This is a genomic window from Fibrobacterota bacterium (assembly GCA_019509785.1).
Taxonomy (GTDB): domain Bacteria; phylum Fibrobacterota; class Fibrobacteria; order UBA11236; family UBA11236; genus Chersky-265.
In genome coordinates this window covers 1-16,207 of record JAEKLQ010000089.1, presented here as the reverse complement: position 1 = coordinate 16,207, position 16,207 = coordinate 1, and the positions used below count along the sequence as shown (strand labels likewise).

General features: G+C 58.8%; 14 protein-coding genes. 7 read left to right on the top strand and 7 right to left on the bottom strand.

Features of this window, described 5'->3' with window-relative positions:
* Positions 1-118 precede the first annotated feature (118 nt).
* From JF616_22465 to JF616_22450, 4 genes are all read left to right on the top strand, one after another.
* Positions 119-1,006: a TIGR02147 family protein gene (locus JF616_22465; GenBank protein ID MBW8890526.1), complete on the top strand. Its 888-nt coding sequence runs from the start codon at positions 119-121 to the stop codon at positions 1,004-1,006.
* Positions 1,007-1,050: 44 nt separating this feature from the next.
* Positions 1,051-1,884, top strand: a complete 834-nt coding sequence (locus tag JF616_22460) for a hypothetical protein (protein MBW8890525.1) — start codon at positions 1,051-1,053, stop codon at positions 1,882-1,884.
* Positions 1,885-1,979: 95 nt separating this feature from the next.
* On the top strand, positions 1,980-2,558 hold the full coding sequence (locus JF616_22455) for a hypothetical protein (GenBank protein ID MBW8890524.1): 579 nt from the start codon (positions 1,980-1,982) through the stop codon (positions 2,556-2,558).
* The gene (locus JF616_22450) at positions 2,558-3,319 is read left to right on the top strand and encodes a hypothetical protein (protein MBW8890523.1); all 762 of its coding nucleotides are present in this window, start codon (positions 2,558-2,560) and stop codon (positions 3,317-3,319) included. Before JF616_22455 ends, JF616_22450 begins: the two co-directional genes overlap by 1 nt.
* 61 nt (positions 3,320-3,380) lie before the next feature.
* Here JF616_22450 and JF616_22445 read toward each other — a convergent pair whose 3' ends face one another.
* The 7 genes from JF616_22445 to JF616_22415 all read right to left on the bottom strand — a co-directional run bounded on the left by JF616_22445 (position 3,381) and on the right by JF616_22415 (position 11,480).
* Positions 3,381-4,142: a succinate dehydrogenase/fumarate reductase iron-sulfur subunit gene (locus tag JF616_22445; protein MBW8890522.1), complete on the bottom strand. Its 762-nt coding sequence runs from the start codon at positions 4,140-4,142 to the stop codon at positions 3,381-3,383.
* A gap of 10 nt (positions 4,143-4,152) precedes the next feature.
* Positions 4,153-6,066 (bottom strand): fumarate reductase/succinate dehydrogenase flavoprotein subunit, encoded by a 1,914-nt coding sequence (locus tag JF616_22440; protein ID MBW8890521.1) that lies wholly within the window; start codon positions 6,064-6,066, stop codon positions 4,153-4,155.
* On the bottom strand, positions 6,063-6,758 hold the full coding sequence (locus tag JF616_22435; protein MBW8890520.1) for a succinate dehydrogenase cytochrome b subunit: 696 nt from the start codon (positions 6,756-6,758) through the stop codon (positions 6,063-6,065). The genes JF616_22440 and JF616_22435 overlap by 4 nt, the downstream gene beginning before the upstream one ends.
* A gap of 181 nt (positions 6,759-6,939) precedes the next feature.
* The gene (locus JF616_22430; protein MBW8890519.1) at positions 6,940-9,009 is read right to left on the bottom strand and encodes a prolyl oligopeptidase family serine peptidase; all 2,070 of its coding nucleotides are present in this window, start codon (positions 9,007-9,009) and stop codon (positions 6,940-6,942) included.
* Between the two features lie 39 nt (positions 9,010-9,048).
* Positions 9,049-10,224, bottom strand: coding sequence for an outer membrane protein transport protein (locus JF616_22425; protein MBW8890518.1), 1,176 nt, complete (start codon positions 10,222-10,224; stop codon positions 9,049-9,051).
* Positions 10,224-10,883, bottom strand: coding sequence for a hypothetical protein (locus tag JF616_22420; GenBank protein ID MBW8890517.1), 660 nt, complete (start codon positions 10,881-10,883; stop codon positions 10,224-10,226). The genes JF616_22425 and JF616_22420 overlap by 1 nt, the downstream gene beginning before the upstream one ends.
* Before the next feature lie 162 nt (positions 10,884-11,045).
* The gene (locus JF616_22415; protein MBW8890516.1) at positions 11,046-11,480 is read right to left on the bottom strand and encodes a response regulator; all 435 of its coding nucleotides are present in this window, start codon (positions 11,478-11,480) and stop codon (positions 11,046-11,048) included.
* A gap of 167 nt (positions 11,481-11,647) precedes the next feature.
* Between JF616_22415 and JF616_22410 the strand changes: the two genes are divergently transcribed.
* The 3 genes from JF616_22410 to JF616_22400 all read left to right on the top strand — a co-directional run bounded on the left by JF616_22410 (position 11,648) and on the right by JF616_22400 (position 15,527).
* On the top strand, positions 11,648-12,481 hold the full coding sequence (locus JF616_22410) for a TIGR02147 family protein (protein MBW8890515.1): 834 nt from the start codon (positions 11,648-11,650) through the stop codon (positions 12,479-12,481).
* A complete protein-coding gene (locus tag JF616_22405; protein ID MBW8890514.1) occupies positions 12,478-13,299 on the top strand; it encodes a hypothetical protein in 822 nt (273 codons plus the stop codon). Before JF616_22410 ends, JF616_22405 begins: the two co-directional genes overlap by 4 nt.
* Before the next feature lie 329 nt (positions 13,300-13,628).
* Positions 13,629-15,527: a S8 family serine peptidase gene (locus tag JF616_22400; protein MBW8890513.1), complete on the top strand. Its 1,899-nt coding sequence runs from the start codon at positions 13,629-13,631 to the stop codon at positions 15,525-15,527.
* Positions 15,528-16,207: the final 680 nt, after the last annotated feature.

The following is a 16,207-nucleotide window of genomic DNA, read 5'->3' as shown; positions in this document are numbered from 1 at the left end:
TGGGACGAAACGTACAGAATGTGCGTAGCCGCATAAAGGTGGTTTTGTGCGCATATGTGCGCCAGTTTTGTGCGCAGAAAAAGGCTCCCATTTAATAGCTCGGAAAAGACAACCCGGGATGATGAAAAGGATTATCTTTAAGACCAATATGAGCGAGGAACGCCCAAATATCTTCCATTTCATGGATTTCAAGGAATACCTGAAGGCCTATTTCGACTATTGCAAAATCGCCGATCCGGGCTTTTCCATGCGCACATTTTTGGGCTTAATATCGCATTCTATGTCTTCATCCGGGATATTATCCGCGGTCATCGCGGGGAAGCGATCCTTGAGCTCCGACTTCCGCATTAAACTGGCCAAGACGATGAACCTGAAGGAAAAGGAATCGCGTTACTTCCAGCTTCTGGTCCAGTTCAACCAGTCCAAAAGCATAGATGAGCGCAATCAACTCTTCCGGGAACTGGCGCGCTTCCATGAATCCAAAGCCAAGCGCGTGTCCCAAGGGCAGTACGGTTTCTATTCCAAGTGGTACTACCTGGTGGTTTGGTGCTACTTCGGCATGGTTCGGGACCAGAAGAACCCCAACGAGATCGCCCGCCGGATCTGGCCTTCCCTCACGCCGGCGCAGGTAGAAGAGTCCGTGCGTATGCTTTTGCAGCTCGGGTTATTGCGGCGCACCGCCAACGGGTATGAGCCGACCGAATCCCACGTGACCACCGACAAGGAAGTCCAGGATCTGGTGGCGAACCACCACCATAAGGAATTCATCGGCATGGCCGGGCGCATGCTGGACGAGGTTCCGCCCGAGCATCGCCAGTACAATACCCTGGTCTTCTCCATCTCCAAGCGGGCCTTCGAGGCCGTGAAGGAACGTATGGATGCCTTCCAGGAGGAGCTTCGCGAAATCCTCAGCCATGATAAGCACGAAGAGCTGATTTGCGCGCTGAACATGCAGCTGTATCCGCATACCCGTTGGGAAACGTCTAAGCCTGGGGCGGTAAAATGAGAAGTGCGGGCGGATGGATCCTATTGGCCTTTTTGGCCGGATGCATGGAAGATGCCGGCGACCACGGCTGCGCCGGGAACAGCGCGGGCTGCGGGAACCCGATTAAGATTGCGGAATTGCAAACAAGCGAGTCCGGCTGTTCCGCGAACTGCGGCGGATACTTTCCTGCTACCGCCCTCTCCATCAAGTTAGGCGACTCCATTCGGATCGAACTGGATTCTACTTATTTCATCGACGCAGATTCCGTCCAGAAAAAAGTACTCCTGTACCAGGGCTTCCAGGTCCCCGTCTTCTCGCCGGATCCCATTGACACGCTTCCGATGAAGGGGAACGTTCTGGTCCTCCACCCCGATGATCTGGTTCGTGCCCGCGCCGCCACGCCGAATGCCGATACCGGAACATTCGCTTTCTCGATACGGATCATGCTGCAGATTTATTCTAAGGACCTCCTCGAACCCATGACCCAGGAGGGCTTGTTGACCGGGCTCGGTCTGGTAAAGGACTCCAATCAGTTCATTTCTTCTCCCAAGAATCCGCTTCAAGACACCGTTAAACCCTTTTACCTCCAAGATACCGTGGCCTCTTATCAAGGCTTAATCCATAATTGGCAGTCATTGTCAGCCGGTGCGGCGTCCGCCTATGTTTACATCCCTGGTTCTCCTTATTTCAATGTGATATCCATTACGGATGGCCGTTTCCATCTTGGTGCGCTCCCCTATGGTGAACGGTTTGAACTGCGATTCTTCATCATCCCTCGCGTTCCCCCCGGAAACCGAAAGGTTCCTAGCTATATACTGACATCCAATCCCGACAAATCCCCCGATCGGATTTTCGATTTCCAAAAGACCGCGGAATCATTGTCCCTGCCGATTCCTTAGCAGGTTACCAATTACTATGCTTTGTCATCTAAATCGCCTTCATAAGGAGATGGACGATGACAGGCCGATGCAGTAATCGATTCCGAATTTTATCGATGGTCCTGGCGCTTTCGGGCGCTCGAGCCGTTCTGGCGGCCGTAGACTGTCCGGTTCCGATCAAATTCGTCGACCAAACGCGTTGGTGTTGGGCCGGGAGCGCGCAAATGGTCCGGGCTTATTACGGGGATCTCGAGCCGACGGACCATTCCAAGATTTATTATCAGTGCAATGACGCCAGGTACGCGGTTGCCCAAGGCTTCATGAGCGGAACGAATTGCTGCGTACCCAACACCGGCAACTCCAGTTGCAATCAAGGCCTGTGGCCGCAAATACTGAGCACGAACAATTGCTCCATTCGTGACGGCGTCTTGAGCTGGGACGAGATCCCGCCCATGATGCCCGGCGGGCAATCGTGTTCTCCATTTATCTTCGCGTACACATTGCCGGGGGGGCTCACGCATTACCGCGTCGCGGTCGGGTACGGCGGTACCAACTCGGCAAACGGGTACATTCATTTCAATGATCCGAATCCTTTGCTCCAGAATAACACCTACATCAGCTACGCCGATTTCGCGATGAATACTACCGCCGTATGGTACGGCATTAGCCGTACCTTTATCCCCTGGAGCCATTGATGGAAACGATGGGAAAGCTTTGCGTCGCCGTCTCCCTCTGCTTGTTATCTGCTTGCACCCGGCACCAGACCATTTCCACCTCGCCGTCATCGAAGCAGGCGGCGGAAAAGGGTTTGCGGGATTTCCAAGCCGACATGAACGATACCGTCGCTAACGTTCTCGGGTTCCATGACGCGTCCGAAGGGAAGCGGAGCCGCTTGGGGGATTCCATCCGCGTCTTCGAACCGGATTGCAAATCGGTCCTGAACGTTAAGGACACGGCCATAAGCTTGGATCCCAGGGCTTTTTCGAGCCTGGAACGGTACTACTACCCGATCCTGGGGGATGCGGACCGCAAGGTGTCGCTCGTCCTGGTCACCCGATTGGATGAGAAGCAGCGGATCGGGAAGGCGGGAGAATGGATCACCTCCCAGGTCGGCGCGAAAACCTTGATGGAAAAATTGGGTGCTACGTTAGAGAAGAACCCGATGGAGAAGAAGCCTTCGCAGTTCCTACTCCAATTCAATGCCCTCGGATTAGCCTTCTTGGGCAATGAGGAGGGAAAGGACGTCAACCTGGTTCCGGTGTCCTTAACCGAAAGCGCTACGGCCTGCCTGGGGTCCTTGGCTTCGGAAGCCGGGTCGCGCGCGACCAATGTTTTCGCGGCGCTCAGCCGCTGTTATGATAAGGAGCAGGTTTGCTTCGAATTAAACGTGGACTCGCTCAAGAAGGCCCTGGAAAAGGATAAAGACCATCAACCGAATTGGTCTAAAAATCCCTAGTCTAACAAGGTTAAATAAGGATTGATCTCCGTAAAAGCCGGGGAGACCTGCTTCTAAGCGCTCAAGCCGGAGGGTTGGTCTTACCCAACAGGATCGCCGCCCCATACTCGCGGTTCATCTTCGCGATATGTTCGACGGAGATTTCCTTGGGGCAGGCCGCCTCGCACTCGTAATAGTTGCGGCAATTGCCGAAACCTAGGCCGTCCATCTTGGAGACCATGGCCAAGGCGCGCTTGGCCTTCTCCGGCTGGCCCTGGGGCAGATGCGCGAGGTGCGATACCTTGGCGGCTACGAAGAGCATGGCCGAGGCGTTGGGGCAGGCCGCCACGCAGGCGCCGCAGCCGATGCAGGCGGCCGCGTCCATGGCGGTATCCGCCTCGGGCTTCGGGACCAGGATGCAATTGGCGTCCTGCGCCCCGCCCACGTTGGCCGAAATGAATCCGCCCGCGGCGGTGATCTCGTCGAAGGCGGAGCGGTCCACCACAAGATCCTTGAGGATGGGGAAGGCACTGGCCCGCCAAGGCTCGATGATGATGGTGTCCCCGTCCTTGAAGCTGCGCATGAACAATTGGCAGACGGTGGCGCCGGTCTCGGGACCGTGGGCCTCGCCGTTGATCATCTGGCAGCAGGTCCCGCAAATGCCTTCGCGGCAGTCGCTCTCGAAGGCGATCGGTTCCTCGTTCTTGGCGATCAGCTCGTTGTTCACCTCGTCGAGCATTTCCAGGAACGACATGTCGGCCAGGACGTCGTGGGCCTTATATTCCTTGAAGCCGCCGGGATCCTTGGCATCCTTCTGGCGCCAAACGCGTAAGGTGAAGTTCATCGATAGGCTCCTACTTATAGCTCCGCTGCGTCAGATGCACGTTCTCGAAGGTCAGCACGTCCTTGTGCAAATCCGGTTCTTTCCCCACTCCCTTGAACTCCCACGCAGCCGCGTAGCAGAACTTGTCGTCGTCGCGCAAGGCTTCGCCTTCCGGGGTCTGGGATTCCTCGCGGAAATGCCCGCCGCAGCTTTCGTTCCGGTGCAGGGCGTCCCGCACCAAGAGCTCGCCGAACTCCAGGAAATCGGCCACGCGCCCGGCCTCTTCCAAGGCCTGGTTCAGAGCGGCCCCAGTGCCGGTCACGTTCACGTTCTTCCAGAACTCGTCGCGGATGCGGGGGATTTCGACGAGGGCTTCCTTGAGGCTCTTCTCGGTGCGTGCCATGCCGCACTTGTCCCACATGACCTTGCCCAGTTCGCGGTGGAACTCGGCCGCTGCCTTCTTGCCCTTCACGGCCAAGAGCTTGTTGATGATTTCCCTCTGCGCCGCTTCGGCGTCCTTGAAGGCGGCATGGTCCGTCGTCACCTTGGGCAGGTTGGTCGAGGCCAAGTAATGCCCTAAGGTCTGCGGGATGATGAAATACCCGTCGGCCAGGCCCTGCATCAAGGCGCTGGCGCCCAGGCGGTTGGCGCCATGGTCGGAGAAATTGGCTTCGCCCAACACATGCAATCCAGGCACGTTGCTCATGAGGTTGTAATCCACCCATAGCCCGCCCATGGTGTAATGCACGGCGGGATAGATGCGCATCGGGGACTTGTAGGGATTCTCGTCGGTGATGCGGAAGTACATATCGAAGAGGTTGCCGTACTTCTCCTTGATCTTGGCCTCGCCGATGCGCTTGATGGCGTCGGCGAAGTCGAGGTAGACGGCGAGTCCGCTATGGCCCACGCCCATGCCCTTGTCGCATACGTCCTTGGCGTTCCGGGAGGCCACGTCGCGGGGCACCAGGTTGCCGAAGCTGGGATAGCGCTCTTCCAGGAAGTAATAGCGCTCGGCTTCGGGAATGGTCTCGGGGGCCCGTTTGTCGCCCGCCTTCTTCGGCACCCATACGCGCCCGTCGTTGCGCAGGCTTTCCGACATCAGGGTCAGCTTGCTTTGATGCTCGCCGGTGACGGGGATGCAGGTGGGATGGATCTGGGTGTAGCAAGGATTTGCGAAAAAGGCGCCGCGCTTGTGGGCGCGCCAGGTGGCCGTGACGTTGCTGCCCATGGCGTTGGTCGATAGGTAGAATACGCGTCCGTAACCGCCCGTGCAAAGCAGCACCGCATCCGCCTCATGGCGTTCCAGCTGGCCGGTCAGGAGATCGCGCACGATGATGCCGCGCGCCTTGCCGTCGATGACGACCAGGTCGAGGAATTCCTTGCGGGTGTAGAGCTTCACGTTCCCTAAGCCCACCTGGCGCATCATGGTGGAATAGGCGCCGAGGAGCAACTGCTGGCCCGTCTGGCCGCGGGCGTAGAAGGTGCGGGAAACCTGGGTGCCGCCGAAGGAGCGGTTGTCGAGGAGGCCGCCGTAATCGCGGGCGAAAGGGACCCCCAACGCCACGCATTGATCGATGATGTTGACCGAGACCTGGGCCAAGCGGTAGACGTTGGCTTCGCGGGCGCGGAAATCCCCGCCCTTCACGGTATCGTAGAACAGGCGCTGCACGCTGTCGCCGTCGTTGGGATAGTTCTTGGCGGCGTTGATGCCGCCTTGGGCGGCAATGCTGTGGGCCCGCCGCGGGCTGTCCTGCCAGGTAAAGGCATGCACGTTGTAGCCGAGTTCGGACAGGCTCGCGGCCGCGGAGGAGCCAGCCAGGCCCGTGCCGACCACGATGACCTTGTACTTCCGCTTATTGGCCGGATTGACCAGCTTCATGTGGAACTTGAACTCGTCCCATTTCTTCTCGACGGGGCCCGGAGGGATTTTAGGATCCAGGATCATGACGGCATGCCTCCGTGTTGGAAATAGGCCCAGACGGCGAGCAGGATGAAGCCCCCGGAGATCAAGACCGCATAGGCCTTGCCACCCCAGGCGATCATGGGCGACCATTTCGGATGGTTGAATCCGAGGCTCTGGAAACTGCTCTGGATGCCGTGGGAGAGGTGGGAGAAGATGAGCAGCATCGCCACGACGTAACCGAGCGTGTACCACCAATGCGAGAAGGCGCGGATCATGTTGCCGTACAGGTCGTGCATCTCGACTCCGTCGTAGGTCACGGTGGGCATGCCGCCCATCCCTGCGGTGCCGTAGCGGAAATTGGCGATGTGGATGACCACGTAAATGGCGATGGCCAGGCCGGTGAAGGTCATGGCGGCGCTATGCCCGCTGGCCTTGGAGTTCTTTTTCATCGCGTAAGCGACTGGCCGCGCGGCCTTATTCTCGCGCGCCAGCCTGAGGGCCAGGTATACGTGGAGGACGAACGCGAGGATGAGGATGATTTCCGTGGGCAAGATGATTTCGGAGATCTGGTTCAGAAGCAGGTAGCCGTAGCGGTTATAGCGCTCGGCGCCGGCCAGCATGCCGATGTTGCCCAGCAGGTGGGCGAGCAGGAAACCGTAGAGGATAATGCCGGTAAGCCCCATCATCTGTTTCCTCCCGATGGAGGAAGACAGGTATTTCTTCAAAGCCCGCATCCCTGATGCCTTTCCGCGCCGAGGCGTTCGCTTCGAGGTCGCTTCGACCGGAGTACGCTTCCTCGATCGCTTCGACCCGCGGTCGCCGCGCCACGCAAAGATAGCATTTCCCCCCTTGCGATGGCAGGCGCGCGGCGCGCGTTTCCTTGTCAGCGTGGCAGGATATCGTCGGCGGAATTTATCAGTGCGACCCGGGCCCGGATCGCGTTCCCGAGGAGGGCGTTCCCAAGTGTCGCGCTAGGAACTCCGTCTCCACGCGCCACTGCGCCTTCTGATCGTCCAGATCATGCACGCCGTGGCCGGCATCCTCGAAGGTCAGGAACCAGGTAGGCACGCGGCGCGCCTTGACCGCCGCGAAAATGCGTTCCGATTCGCCGTAGGGCACGCGCGGATCGTTCCGGCCGTGGATCAGCAAGAGAGGCGTACGGATGCGATCGGCCCGGGTCAAAGGCGAAATGCTGTCCAGGAAGGCCGCCATGCGCGGGTCGCGCTCGTCCCCGTATTCCACCCGCCGCAGATCGCGACGGTAACCGCTGGTCTGTTTCAGGAAGGTGGGGAAATGGCTGATGCCGACGATGCTGATGCCCGCTTTCAGCCTGGGACCGTATTCGACCAGGGAAGCCAAAGACATGAAACCGCCGTACGATCGTCCGGACACGGCCACCCGCCGCGGATCCATACCCGGTTGGCGTCCGATCCAGTCGAGCAATGCGCCGATGTCCCGCACGGCTCCCATGCGCGCGTACCCGTCGTCCGCCTTCAGCCAGCTCTTCCCATAGCCGCTGGAACCCCGCACGTTGGGCAGGATCACCACATAGCCCATGCTCCCGCACAGGAACTGGACGTAGGCCTCGAAACCCGGGCGCGCCTGCTGTTCGGGGCCTCCATGGATCTGGATCACCACGGGACGCGGTCCCGGGAAGGCCAGCGAATCGGGCCGATAGACCCAGGCGGGGACCTTCCCGATCCCCGCGCCCGGCCCTCCGGAGCCGCCGGGGTAACGCGCGAGTTGCGGTAGGCGGAAGGCCGCCGCCGGAAGCCCGCCCGTCTCGCTAAAGGTCCACCGCGTCCAGCGGTCTTGCGCCCAATCGCAGGTCCACACGTCCCCGGGCATCGAGCCATTGGAGGCCGCGAGGGCGAATTCCCTGGGATGGGGCCCGGGACGGAACTTGGCTTCCTGGAACAGGCCGCGCGGGCCGCCCGTGAGGGCCTTCGGGGTTTTGGACCCGGGCGCCAGCACGTGTACCCGGCTATAACCCTCTTCGTTGACCGACCAGGCCAGGGTGCGGCGGTCGGGGGCGACCGAAACCCATTCCACGTCCCAGGGACCGGGCGCGGAGATGGCCGCGGGGGTGGCGGTCGCGCGGTGCATGGGACGCGTAGGGCCCGTACCCGCCGCCGGGAATCCGCCGGCGGGCAGGACGCTGTCCGGATCCAGCCGGTACAGGCGATGGGCCTCGCCGTCCCGGTCCGAAGTGAAGACCACCTGCCACGAGGTATCCCGCGAGTTACCCCCGGCCTTCACCCAGGCCGCGTCGTCGATGAAGGCGGGCGGGCCCGGGGAGAGCAAGGTCAAGGTCCCGCCGGGGATATCGAGCGCGTACAATTCGGCTTCCGCCGCGGACACGTAGCGTTGGATCAGCAACCGCTTCCCGTCCGGGCGCAGGTCCATGGGGGACCAGCTTCCGGGCAGGGAAAGCAGAAGGGAATCGAAGCCGTTGGGGCGGCCCAGGCGGATGTCCCAGCGATCCGTCCCGGCGGGCACGTGGGCGTAGGCGAAGGTCGTACCGGAATCGTTCCAGATGGTCCCCTCGGCGCGGCCGGGAGGCATTCCCAAGGGCAGGCTCCGGCCCCGTGCCAGATCGAACAGGCGCAATTGGAATTGCTCATCGCCGCCTTCGTCGTAGGAGTACAGGAAGTTCCGCCGGGAGGGAACCGGATTCATTTCCGCGGTGGCGATGCGCCGCGGGAAGAAGGTCACTTGCCGGCGATCGGCGCCCGGCGCGGCCACGGAATGGATCTGGGGGTAACGGCCCAGTTGCGTGCCGATGTACAAGCCGGTATCGGCCCAACCCGCGAAGCTCGCCGAATGCACCTGCCCATAGCTTTCCAGCGGTTCCAGCAAGCTCGTGTCGAAGGCGGGAGGCTGAGGGCCCGGTTCATAACGGTCCAGGCGGAAGCGGTCCGCATCCGCGGACCAGGCTAGGCTTAAGCCCGCCAGGAGCGGAAGGGGGATGAGGCATCGGCGCATGCTGGGCCTAAGGTAACATCCCCGCTCCGGGAACGTAAATCAATAACGGAAGGCGAAGGTCGCAAGGGCGCGATGTTCCCGATTGTCCAAGGTCTGGCCCGCGGTTTCCCCGATTCCGGCCCATCCCCAGAAGGAGTACGAATACGCGAGGTCGAGCGAGAGCGATCCGCTGAACAGAAAGCCCGCGCCCACGCTGAACCGGTTCAGATCGTAGGTGGGATCGTAGTCCCCTCGCTCGGGCAGGGCATTGTAGGTATAACCCGCGCGCAGCACCATGTTCGCCGGGCGGATGAACTTCTCGCCGCCCACCGCCAGGATAAGCTCGTCCTGGTAACCGGTTTTCTGGTAGGTCGAAACGTTGCGTTCCTCGAATTGGTACTGGCTCCAGGCGTTGAGGCGGGCGTCCGCGGAGACGAGCCAGCTATCGCCTTGGTAAGCCAGGCCCGACTTGATCTGGAAAGGGAAATCGGCGTGGAAGTGGCGCACCGAATTCCCTTGGTCCTGCACCTCATAGGTTTGTTGAAGGTCGAAGATATGCTCCCAGATCACCATCGATAGCCCCAGTTTCAGCCGCGGGGAAATCTTGAACATCAGCGAAGGCTCCAAATCCATGCCGGCATAATCGCGTAGGTAGCCCACCGTGCCATCGGAAGTGCCCTGGATGCGGACCTCCTCGCTGCCCGTGACCAGCCCGCTTGCAAGGCCGAAGGCGATGTCGGGGGCCAAGTCCACACCGAAGGCGACCCGCCAAGCGTCCAGGCCGCCGCTGGCTTGGTATTCGTATGCGCCGAGGGTGGCCGATTTATCATCCTGGTATCCCGCGAGGTCGGCGAAGTTCCGCGGCCGGTAATAACCCAGGGCGAAGGTGAGTCCGCCGCGCGAGGTGGGAACGGGCAGCAGCCACGTCGCCGATTGGATGCGCAGATCCTCCTGACGCATATGCAGGGACGGGTAGGCGTCCCGGCGGCCGATCCCGGTGAGCACGGTGCGTTCCAGGGAAAGGCCCACCTCGTGCTTCTTTACCGCCGAAAGGCCGGCGGGATTATAGTAGAGGGCCGAACCATCCGAGGCCACGGCCGTATAGGCGCCCCCCAGCCCCATGGCCCGCGCGTCGATGTCCTGGGCGCGACCCAAGCCGAAGGGATCGCTCGCATCCTGCGCGGAGGCGAAGGTGGCGGCCAGCAAGAACACCGAGAGCAGAGCGATCCGTCCCATTAGCGCCTGCCCTTATGCAAATCGTGTTGATCGTTGGACGAACCGCCGGAAGATCCAGATGAGGAGTTGGAAGACGACTTCCCGTCGTCGGATGAAGATGAGGATCGGGATGATTCGGCCGGGGCCGTTGATTGCGCCGGGGCGGCGGGCGCCGGCGCCGCGGGTTTAGCCGCGGGCTGCGCGGGTTCGGAGCGGCGGCCCTTATGCAAAGGGGGTTGCGAAGACGCGGGAGGGAATATGCGACGGTCCGAATGATAGGGACCCTGGGTCGTGCCGCCCCCGGGATAGGTTTCGTAATACTGGCGATAATGCCTGCGACCGGCATGCCCATCGCCCCACCAATACGGGCCGTAATAATCCCGGTAGCGTCCCGAGTAGAAGCCGAGGCTGATGGCGGGATAATCCCAGGCATCGATCGAATAACCCCGATAATACGGGCTGTTATCGTAATAGTTATTGACGATAACCGTTTTCGGGTGATGCAGGGTGTCGGCGGCGGCTACGGAATCGAGCGAGTCTGCCACGACGGAATCGCGGGGAGACGCATCGCGATCATAGGGATACGGGTAAACGGTCCGTTCGGCGTACCCGCCGGTGTAGAGCTGGGTGTAGCAACCCGTGAGCGAAAGGATGGCGGCCAGGCAAAACCAGATCTTCATGTTTGATTGGAAAAGCAAGGTACGTGCCGGGTTCCATTCCCCGGTGGTCCGCTAAATTCGGAGAAATGCGTTAATTCGGACGCTTTCTCTGTCCATGGCGTGGACGGATGGAGGAAGCCTGTCCACGCTGTGGACAAGGAAATCAGGCCGGGGAAGCGAAATTCAGGCTGGTGAAGCGGCGGTCAGGCTGCGCTGGACCGTCTCCAGCAAAGCCGCCGGAGTGAAAGGCTTGGGAAGGAACAAGGCGCCGGTTCCATCCACTTCCCGTTGCAGACGATCGGGCTCCACGTAGCCGGAAGCATAGATAACGCGTAAGTCGGGCCGGCCGCGGCGCAACGCGCGCGCCAGTACGAAACCGTCTTCATGCGGATCCATGCAAATGTCGGTGAGTAGGAGATGGAAGGTGCCCGGAAAGCCGGCGTGCAGAAACAAAGCCTCCTGGGCATGCCGCGCGCTGAAGACCCGATACCCATGGCTATCGAGAACGTAGGCGATGAGTTCCCGTACCGGATCCTCATCATCCACGACCAATACGTTCAACTTCCCGGATTCTTCTTCGGGCCAGGTATTGGGGGGAATGAGACTGCCTTCGGTCACAAGAGGTTCTCCCGAGGGATCTCAAACTAGACATGCGTTTTTCCCTGAAGAAGCCCCGATTCCGCCATTTTCAAAAAAAGTTCCGCACAGTTTGTGCGTAGGTTGAAGGTGCCTGGGACAACGCCTACCCGGGCGTAAAAGCGAATATGGCTATCATTTGAATCAGAATGCCCAAAGATCGCCCGAATATTTTCTTGTTCCTGAACTATCGGGAATTCATCAAGGATTTCTGCGACCACCAGAAGTCGATCAATCCGGTGTTTTCCCTGCGGACGTTCAGCGGGAAAATCAGCCCGGCCTTGTTCACTTCGGGCCTGCTCTACGCCATCCTCAAGGGGAAGCGCAACTTAAGTTCCTCCTTGCGGCCCAAATTCGTGCGCGCCATGGACCTCAAGGAGCGGGAGGGCCAGTACTTCGAATTCCTGGTGCAATTCAACCAAGCCAAGGACATGGAAGAGAAGAATCATTTCTTCCTTCAGCTCTCCCAATTCCGCGGGTCCAAGGCGAAGATCCTGAGCGAAAGCCAATACAAATTCTTTTCCACCTGGTATTACCCGGTCATCTGGAATTATTTCGAGATATGCCAAACCCAAAGCAATCCCGTCGAAATCGCCAAACGCATCCGTCCCACCATCACCTCCACCCAAGTGGATGAAGCCATTCAAGTCCTTTTAGGCCTAAAGCTCATCAAGAAGATGGCCAACGGATACGCGGTCACGGAGAAGCATTTGGCCACGGAACCCGAATTCAAAGGTTTCCTGGCCAAGCATTATAATCTCCAATTCATCCAGATGGCTGCGAACATGCTGGATGCGGTGGCTCCCCAATACCGCCAGTACAACACCCTCGTTTTTTCCACGTCCGAGCGGGGATTTGCAGCGATCAAGGAACGGATTGTATCATTCCAGGAGGAACTCAAGGAAATCATCGATCGGGAACGCGAGACCGATCGCATCTTTACCTTGAGCATGCAATTGTACCCGAACACGAAACTGCCATGATATTTTCCGCCCACCGCCTTCGTCCGATGCAGGTCTTCCAGGCCGCCGCTTGGATGGCTGCGGCAGCGCTCGCGCTGTCGGCATGCGATGGGCGCATCGCGGGAACGAGCGTGGGCACGGGGAACCCGACCGAGATCCAGTTGGGTTTCCGGGACAGCTCCGGGGCGCCGGTGCCCGTGACCGGATCTTTGCAAGTCTACGCATCGACGCAGATCCCCGTACCCGGCTTCTCGCCGCAACCTCTCCTGACCGTGGACGTGGCGGGCGCGCCTTCGGCATCGCTGAAGGCGGAGGCGTTCCAGGCATTGGCGGACTCGTTGTGGCCGAAGGGGTCGGTGGAGAACGGGGTCTACGCGTTCAACCTGGTGGTGGCGGGTCAGGAGCGAGGCGCCATCCTGAAGGGATTCGAATTCCGCAAGGATGGATCTCGCTTTGTCCTTCCCGATGCTGATAGCGGGGCCGCAAGGCTCGGGGACGCGGTCCGGATAGACAGGATCGTATCGCCGCTAACGGATATCGAAGGCGTCATCGATACCAATTCCTTAAGTTCGACTTGGGATAATTATCTGTTCCTCTACGGAACGGGCTATGCCGCCAAATCCATGTCCGGTAAATTCGTTTTCCATGGATTACCCGAAACCAGCCATCAGGCTTTCCTCATCTCCCTTCCTCACAAGGATGATCCGATCGGCACGTCGATCGATTCGCTCTTCATTTACGGGGTAAGCACGGACATCACTTCGGGCAGCGTGAATGCTCTCAAGGTCGGCGATGTTCAATCCGCCGTACCTAACCCACAATCCATTAAGACCAAATAGGCCCGCTTTAGGACCTCTCTTTTCCCGATGCGAGGGCGTCGGCAAAATAGTACGCACAATCTGTGCGTACTGGTTATAGGGTTTTTCTTTTCCTTAACGCTATTTTCTCCAGGGAAGTCTCGCGGCGATACCGCAAAAAACCGCGCTCCGATTCGAAAATCTCCGGTAAGCAGGCGTTGATGCGGCAGTCTCAATCCTGAGCGATGCGCCATTCAGTATAATCCGTTTGCCCGCGCGCTAAGATGCCTGTTGGAAAGGCATGTGATAATTGTGATGATATAATTGATAATTCTCGATTCTGGGGAACGCGAAATCAATTGGGGGGGAGAATGCGTAAAGTTAACCGTAACGTTTTTCCGATTTTCGCTTACGCCATCGCCGCATTCGCATGGGGAGAGCCCGTAACCATGCGATACATGGAGTTTCCGCACGCCCTTCCCGGGGCCGTGTTCAAGGTGGAAAAATACCGGGACGATGGCACTGGCTTGATGAAAACGAAAATAGGTGGGGTTGCCCGTTCCACGGAAGATCTGCTCCTTTGGCAGAATCTCGAAGAACAAAGCCGCTTGGGGCGGCTCGGGCGTCTTAGTGAAGAAGTCGAGAACAAGCGAATGACGATGGGAAACTTCGATCAACTCAAAGTCGTGATTAAGCCGAAGTATCCGCAGATCAGGTATCCCGATAAAACCTTGGCCACGAACGAAACCATGATTGCCAGCAGCCTGTCGGCCGCAGCCGTCGGACCTCTGACCGATCTGGATGTTTTGGAATCGCGCTATGGCTTGAGCGGATGCATCCATGAAGGCAAGGGGAAGACGGTTTGCGACGTCACGAAAGAACAATTGCAAAGCCTGAAAGCGGATGCGGATGTGGGTTCCGTCGCCGAATTCAAAAATGAACCGGCAGGCGGCGTTGAGCTTTCCACCCTTGCCATTGCCGGCTACAATCCAGGGCCGGTGCCTTCCGGCGCGGGATATGGCGTGCATGCGGCGACTTTCGAATCGGGATTGAGTTCGGCCTTTCTCGGTTGCATCGGCGTCTCGGCGACCTACGACGCGTATACCACGACCAACGTCATCGACATCCAACATACCCAAGCCGTCTTCAAGACCCTAGCGCTTACCGCGCCGTCCGCGACCTTCTTCCACCGCAAGACTTACACTTACGACGGAACCGACGACGTCAATTACATCATCAATAACGGAATCCAAACCGTTAGCTTGAGTTTGGCTCGCGGGACGACCACTCCCTACCGCAGCACCTATCCCGAGTTCCTGACCATGGACGATTTCGCCTACCGCTATCCCTACCCGGTTTTCGCGACTCTCACCTATAACTCCGGATATCAGTACGAGGTGAACTGGCAATGCTACAACGCCATCAGCGTCGGGAACGTGAGGAACACCAATGGGACGACTTATGAGATGGCGGAGTGCATGCAAGCCAAGAATCCTCCTCCGGTTTACGGTTCTTGCATCTCGGGAACCGGTGCGGATTGCGCGGGCGACCGCGAGATGCCTTACGTCGTGGCTCCCGGAATACCCGGCACGGGAACCGATTTCGCGACCACCTGCCTGGAGGGACGCGGTGGAGTTAATTGCGGGACCAGCTTGAGCGCTCCCGTGGTGTCCGGATTGGCCGCCGACGTGATCGCCGCCGATTCGCGCTTGGCGGGATGGCCCGAAAAGGTGCGAGCTACCTTGATGTTGACCGCGCAGAACGTGGAAGGAGGGGATTGGTTGGTGAGCAGCGATGATCGCGATGGAACGGGCGTCGTCTCCGGATCGGAAGCCGTCGCCTTCGCCCAAAGCCATACCTCGGTCTCTCCCGGAAATACCGCGGTGGAAAAGGGAATGACCGCCGGATCATGGTATGCAGCCGATTTTTCGGCTAACAAGCGCTTCAATTTCTTGGTGCCCAATCCCAAACCGAGCGGCAAGCATTTGAGGGTCGTGCTCACTTGGGACAGTAATCCTATCGTGGGAGGAAGCACGAATGCCCTCAGCGATCTGGATCTAATCGTCCAATACAACGGAGGAACGCAATCTTCCGCCAGTTGGGATAGCAACGTTGAAGTCGTGGATGTAGGGCCCGCGAGCCTCACGGCGGGAAGCTCCTATTATATCGACATCGCGCCCTATGCCAATCGTATTCCCGCGAGCGGATCCCGGACCAATTTCTTTTATTACTCCTTGGCCTGGGAGTGGGTGAAGGATCATGCCCCTTGAGGCTTGTGCCACCCGCATCGTTCAGCCCTCATGCAGGGCCCTTGATCAAGGCGACAAATAATTTGCGGGCAACTTGATTTGCTTGAAAAAGGAACCGAAACGCAAGGAATCTGAATCTGTGCGCAAAAGAGATGTCAGATTGAAGATGGCAGTAGAATCGGGTCTGGACTCTTGTACATAAGCCGGATTGGGTTATGGCAACGTGAAGGATTCGGCTACAGTCCATTTCTCGATTGACACAATTACATGCGGCGCTGGGGCTACTCAAACTGTAAACCCACCTCCCGTTTCTGGTTCATGCTTTAGCGGATCTGGGCCCAATTGCCCCAGTGACCGAGAAATGCCATATGTGGTAGCTCCGGGGACCACTCCTTGGGAACATCATTCACTACCACCCGTGAGTATGTCAATTCCCACAGCGAGCGGAATGGTGGCAGATTTAATCGGGCAAAATTCGTATCTGGGCGGATTTCCAGAAATGATCCGTGCCATTATTCTCAACACTTCGCGCAATGTGAAGGGCGGTTACTGGAATCAACATATTGATGGACAGGACGGGGCAGGCACTATTCACGGTGCGGATGCAATCGCCTTTGCAAGTGGACTCATTCAAGTCAGTCCTGGAAATACAGCAAAAACCAAAGCTCGTTACTTTGCGTCTTTCAGTTCCTCAACCTTTA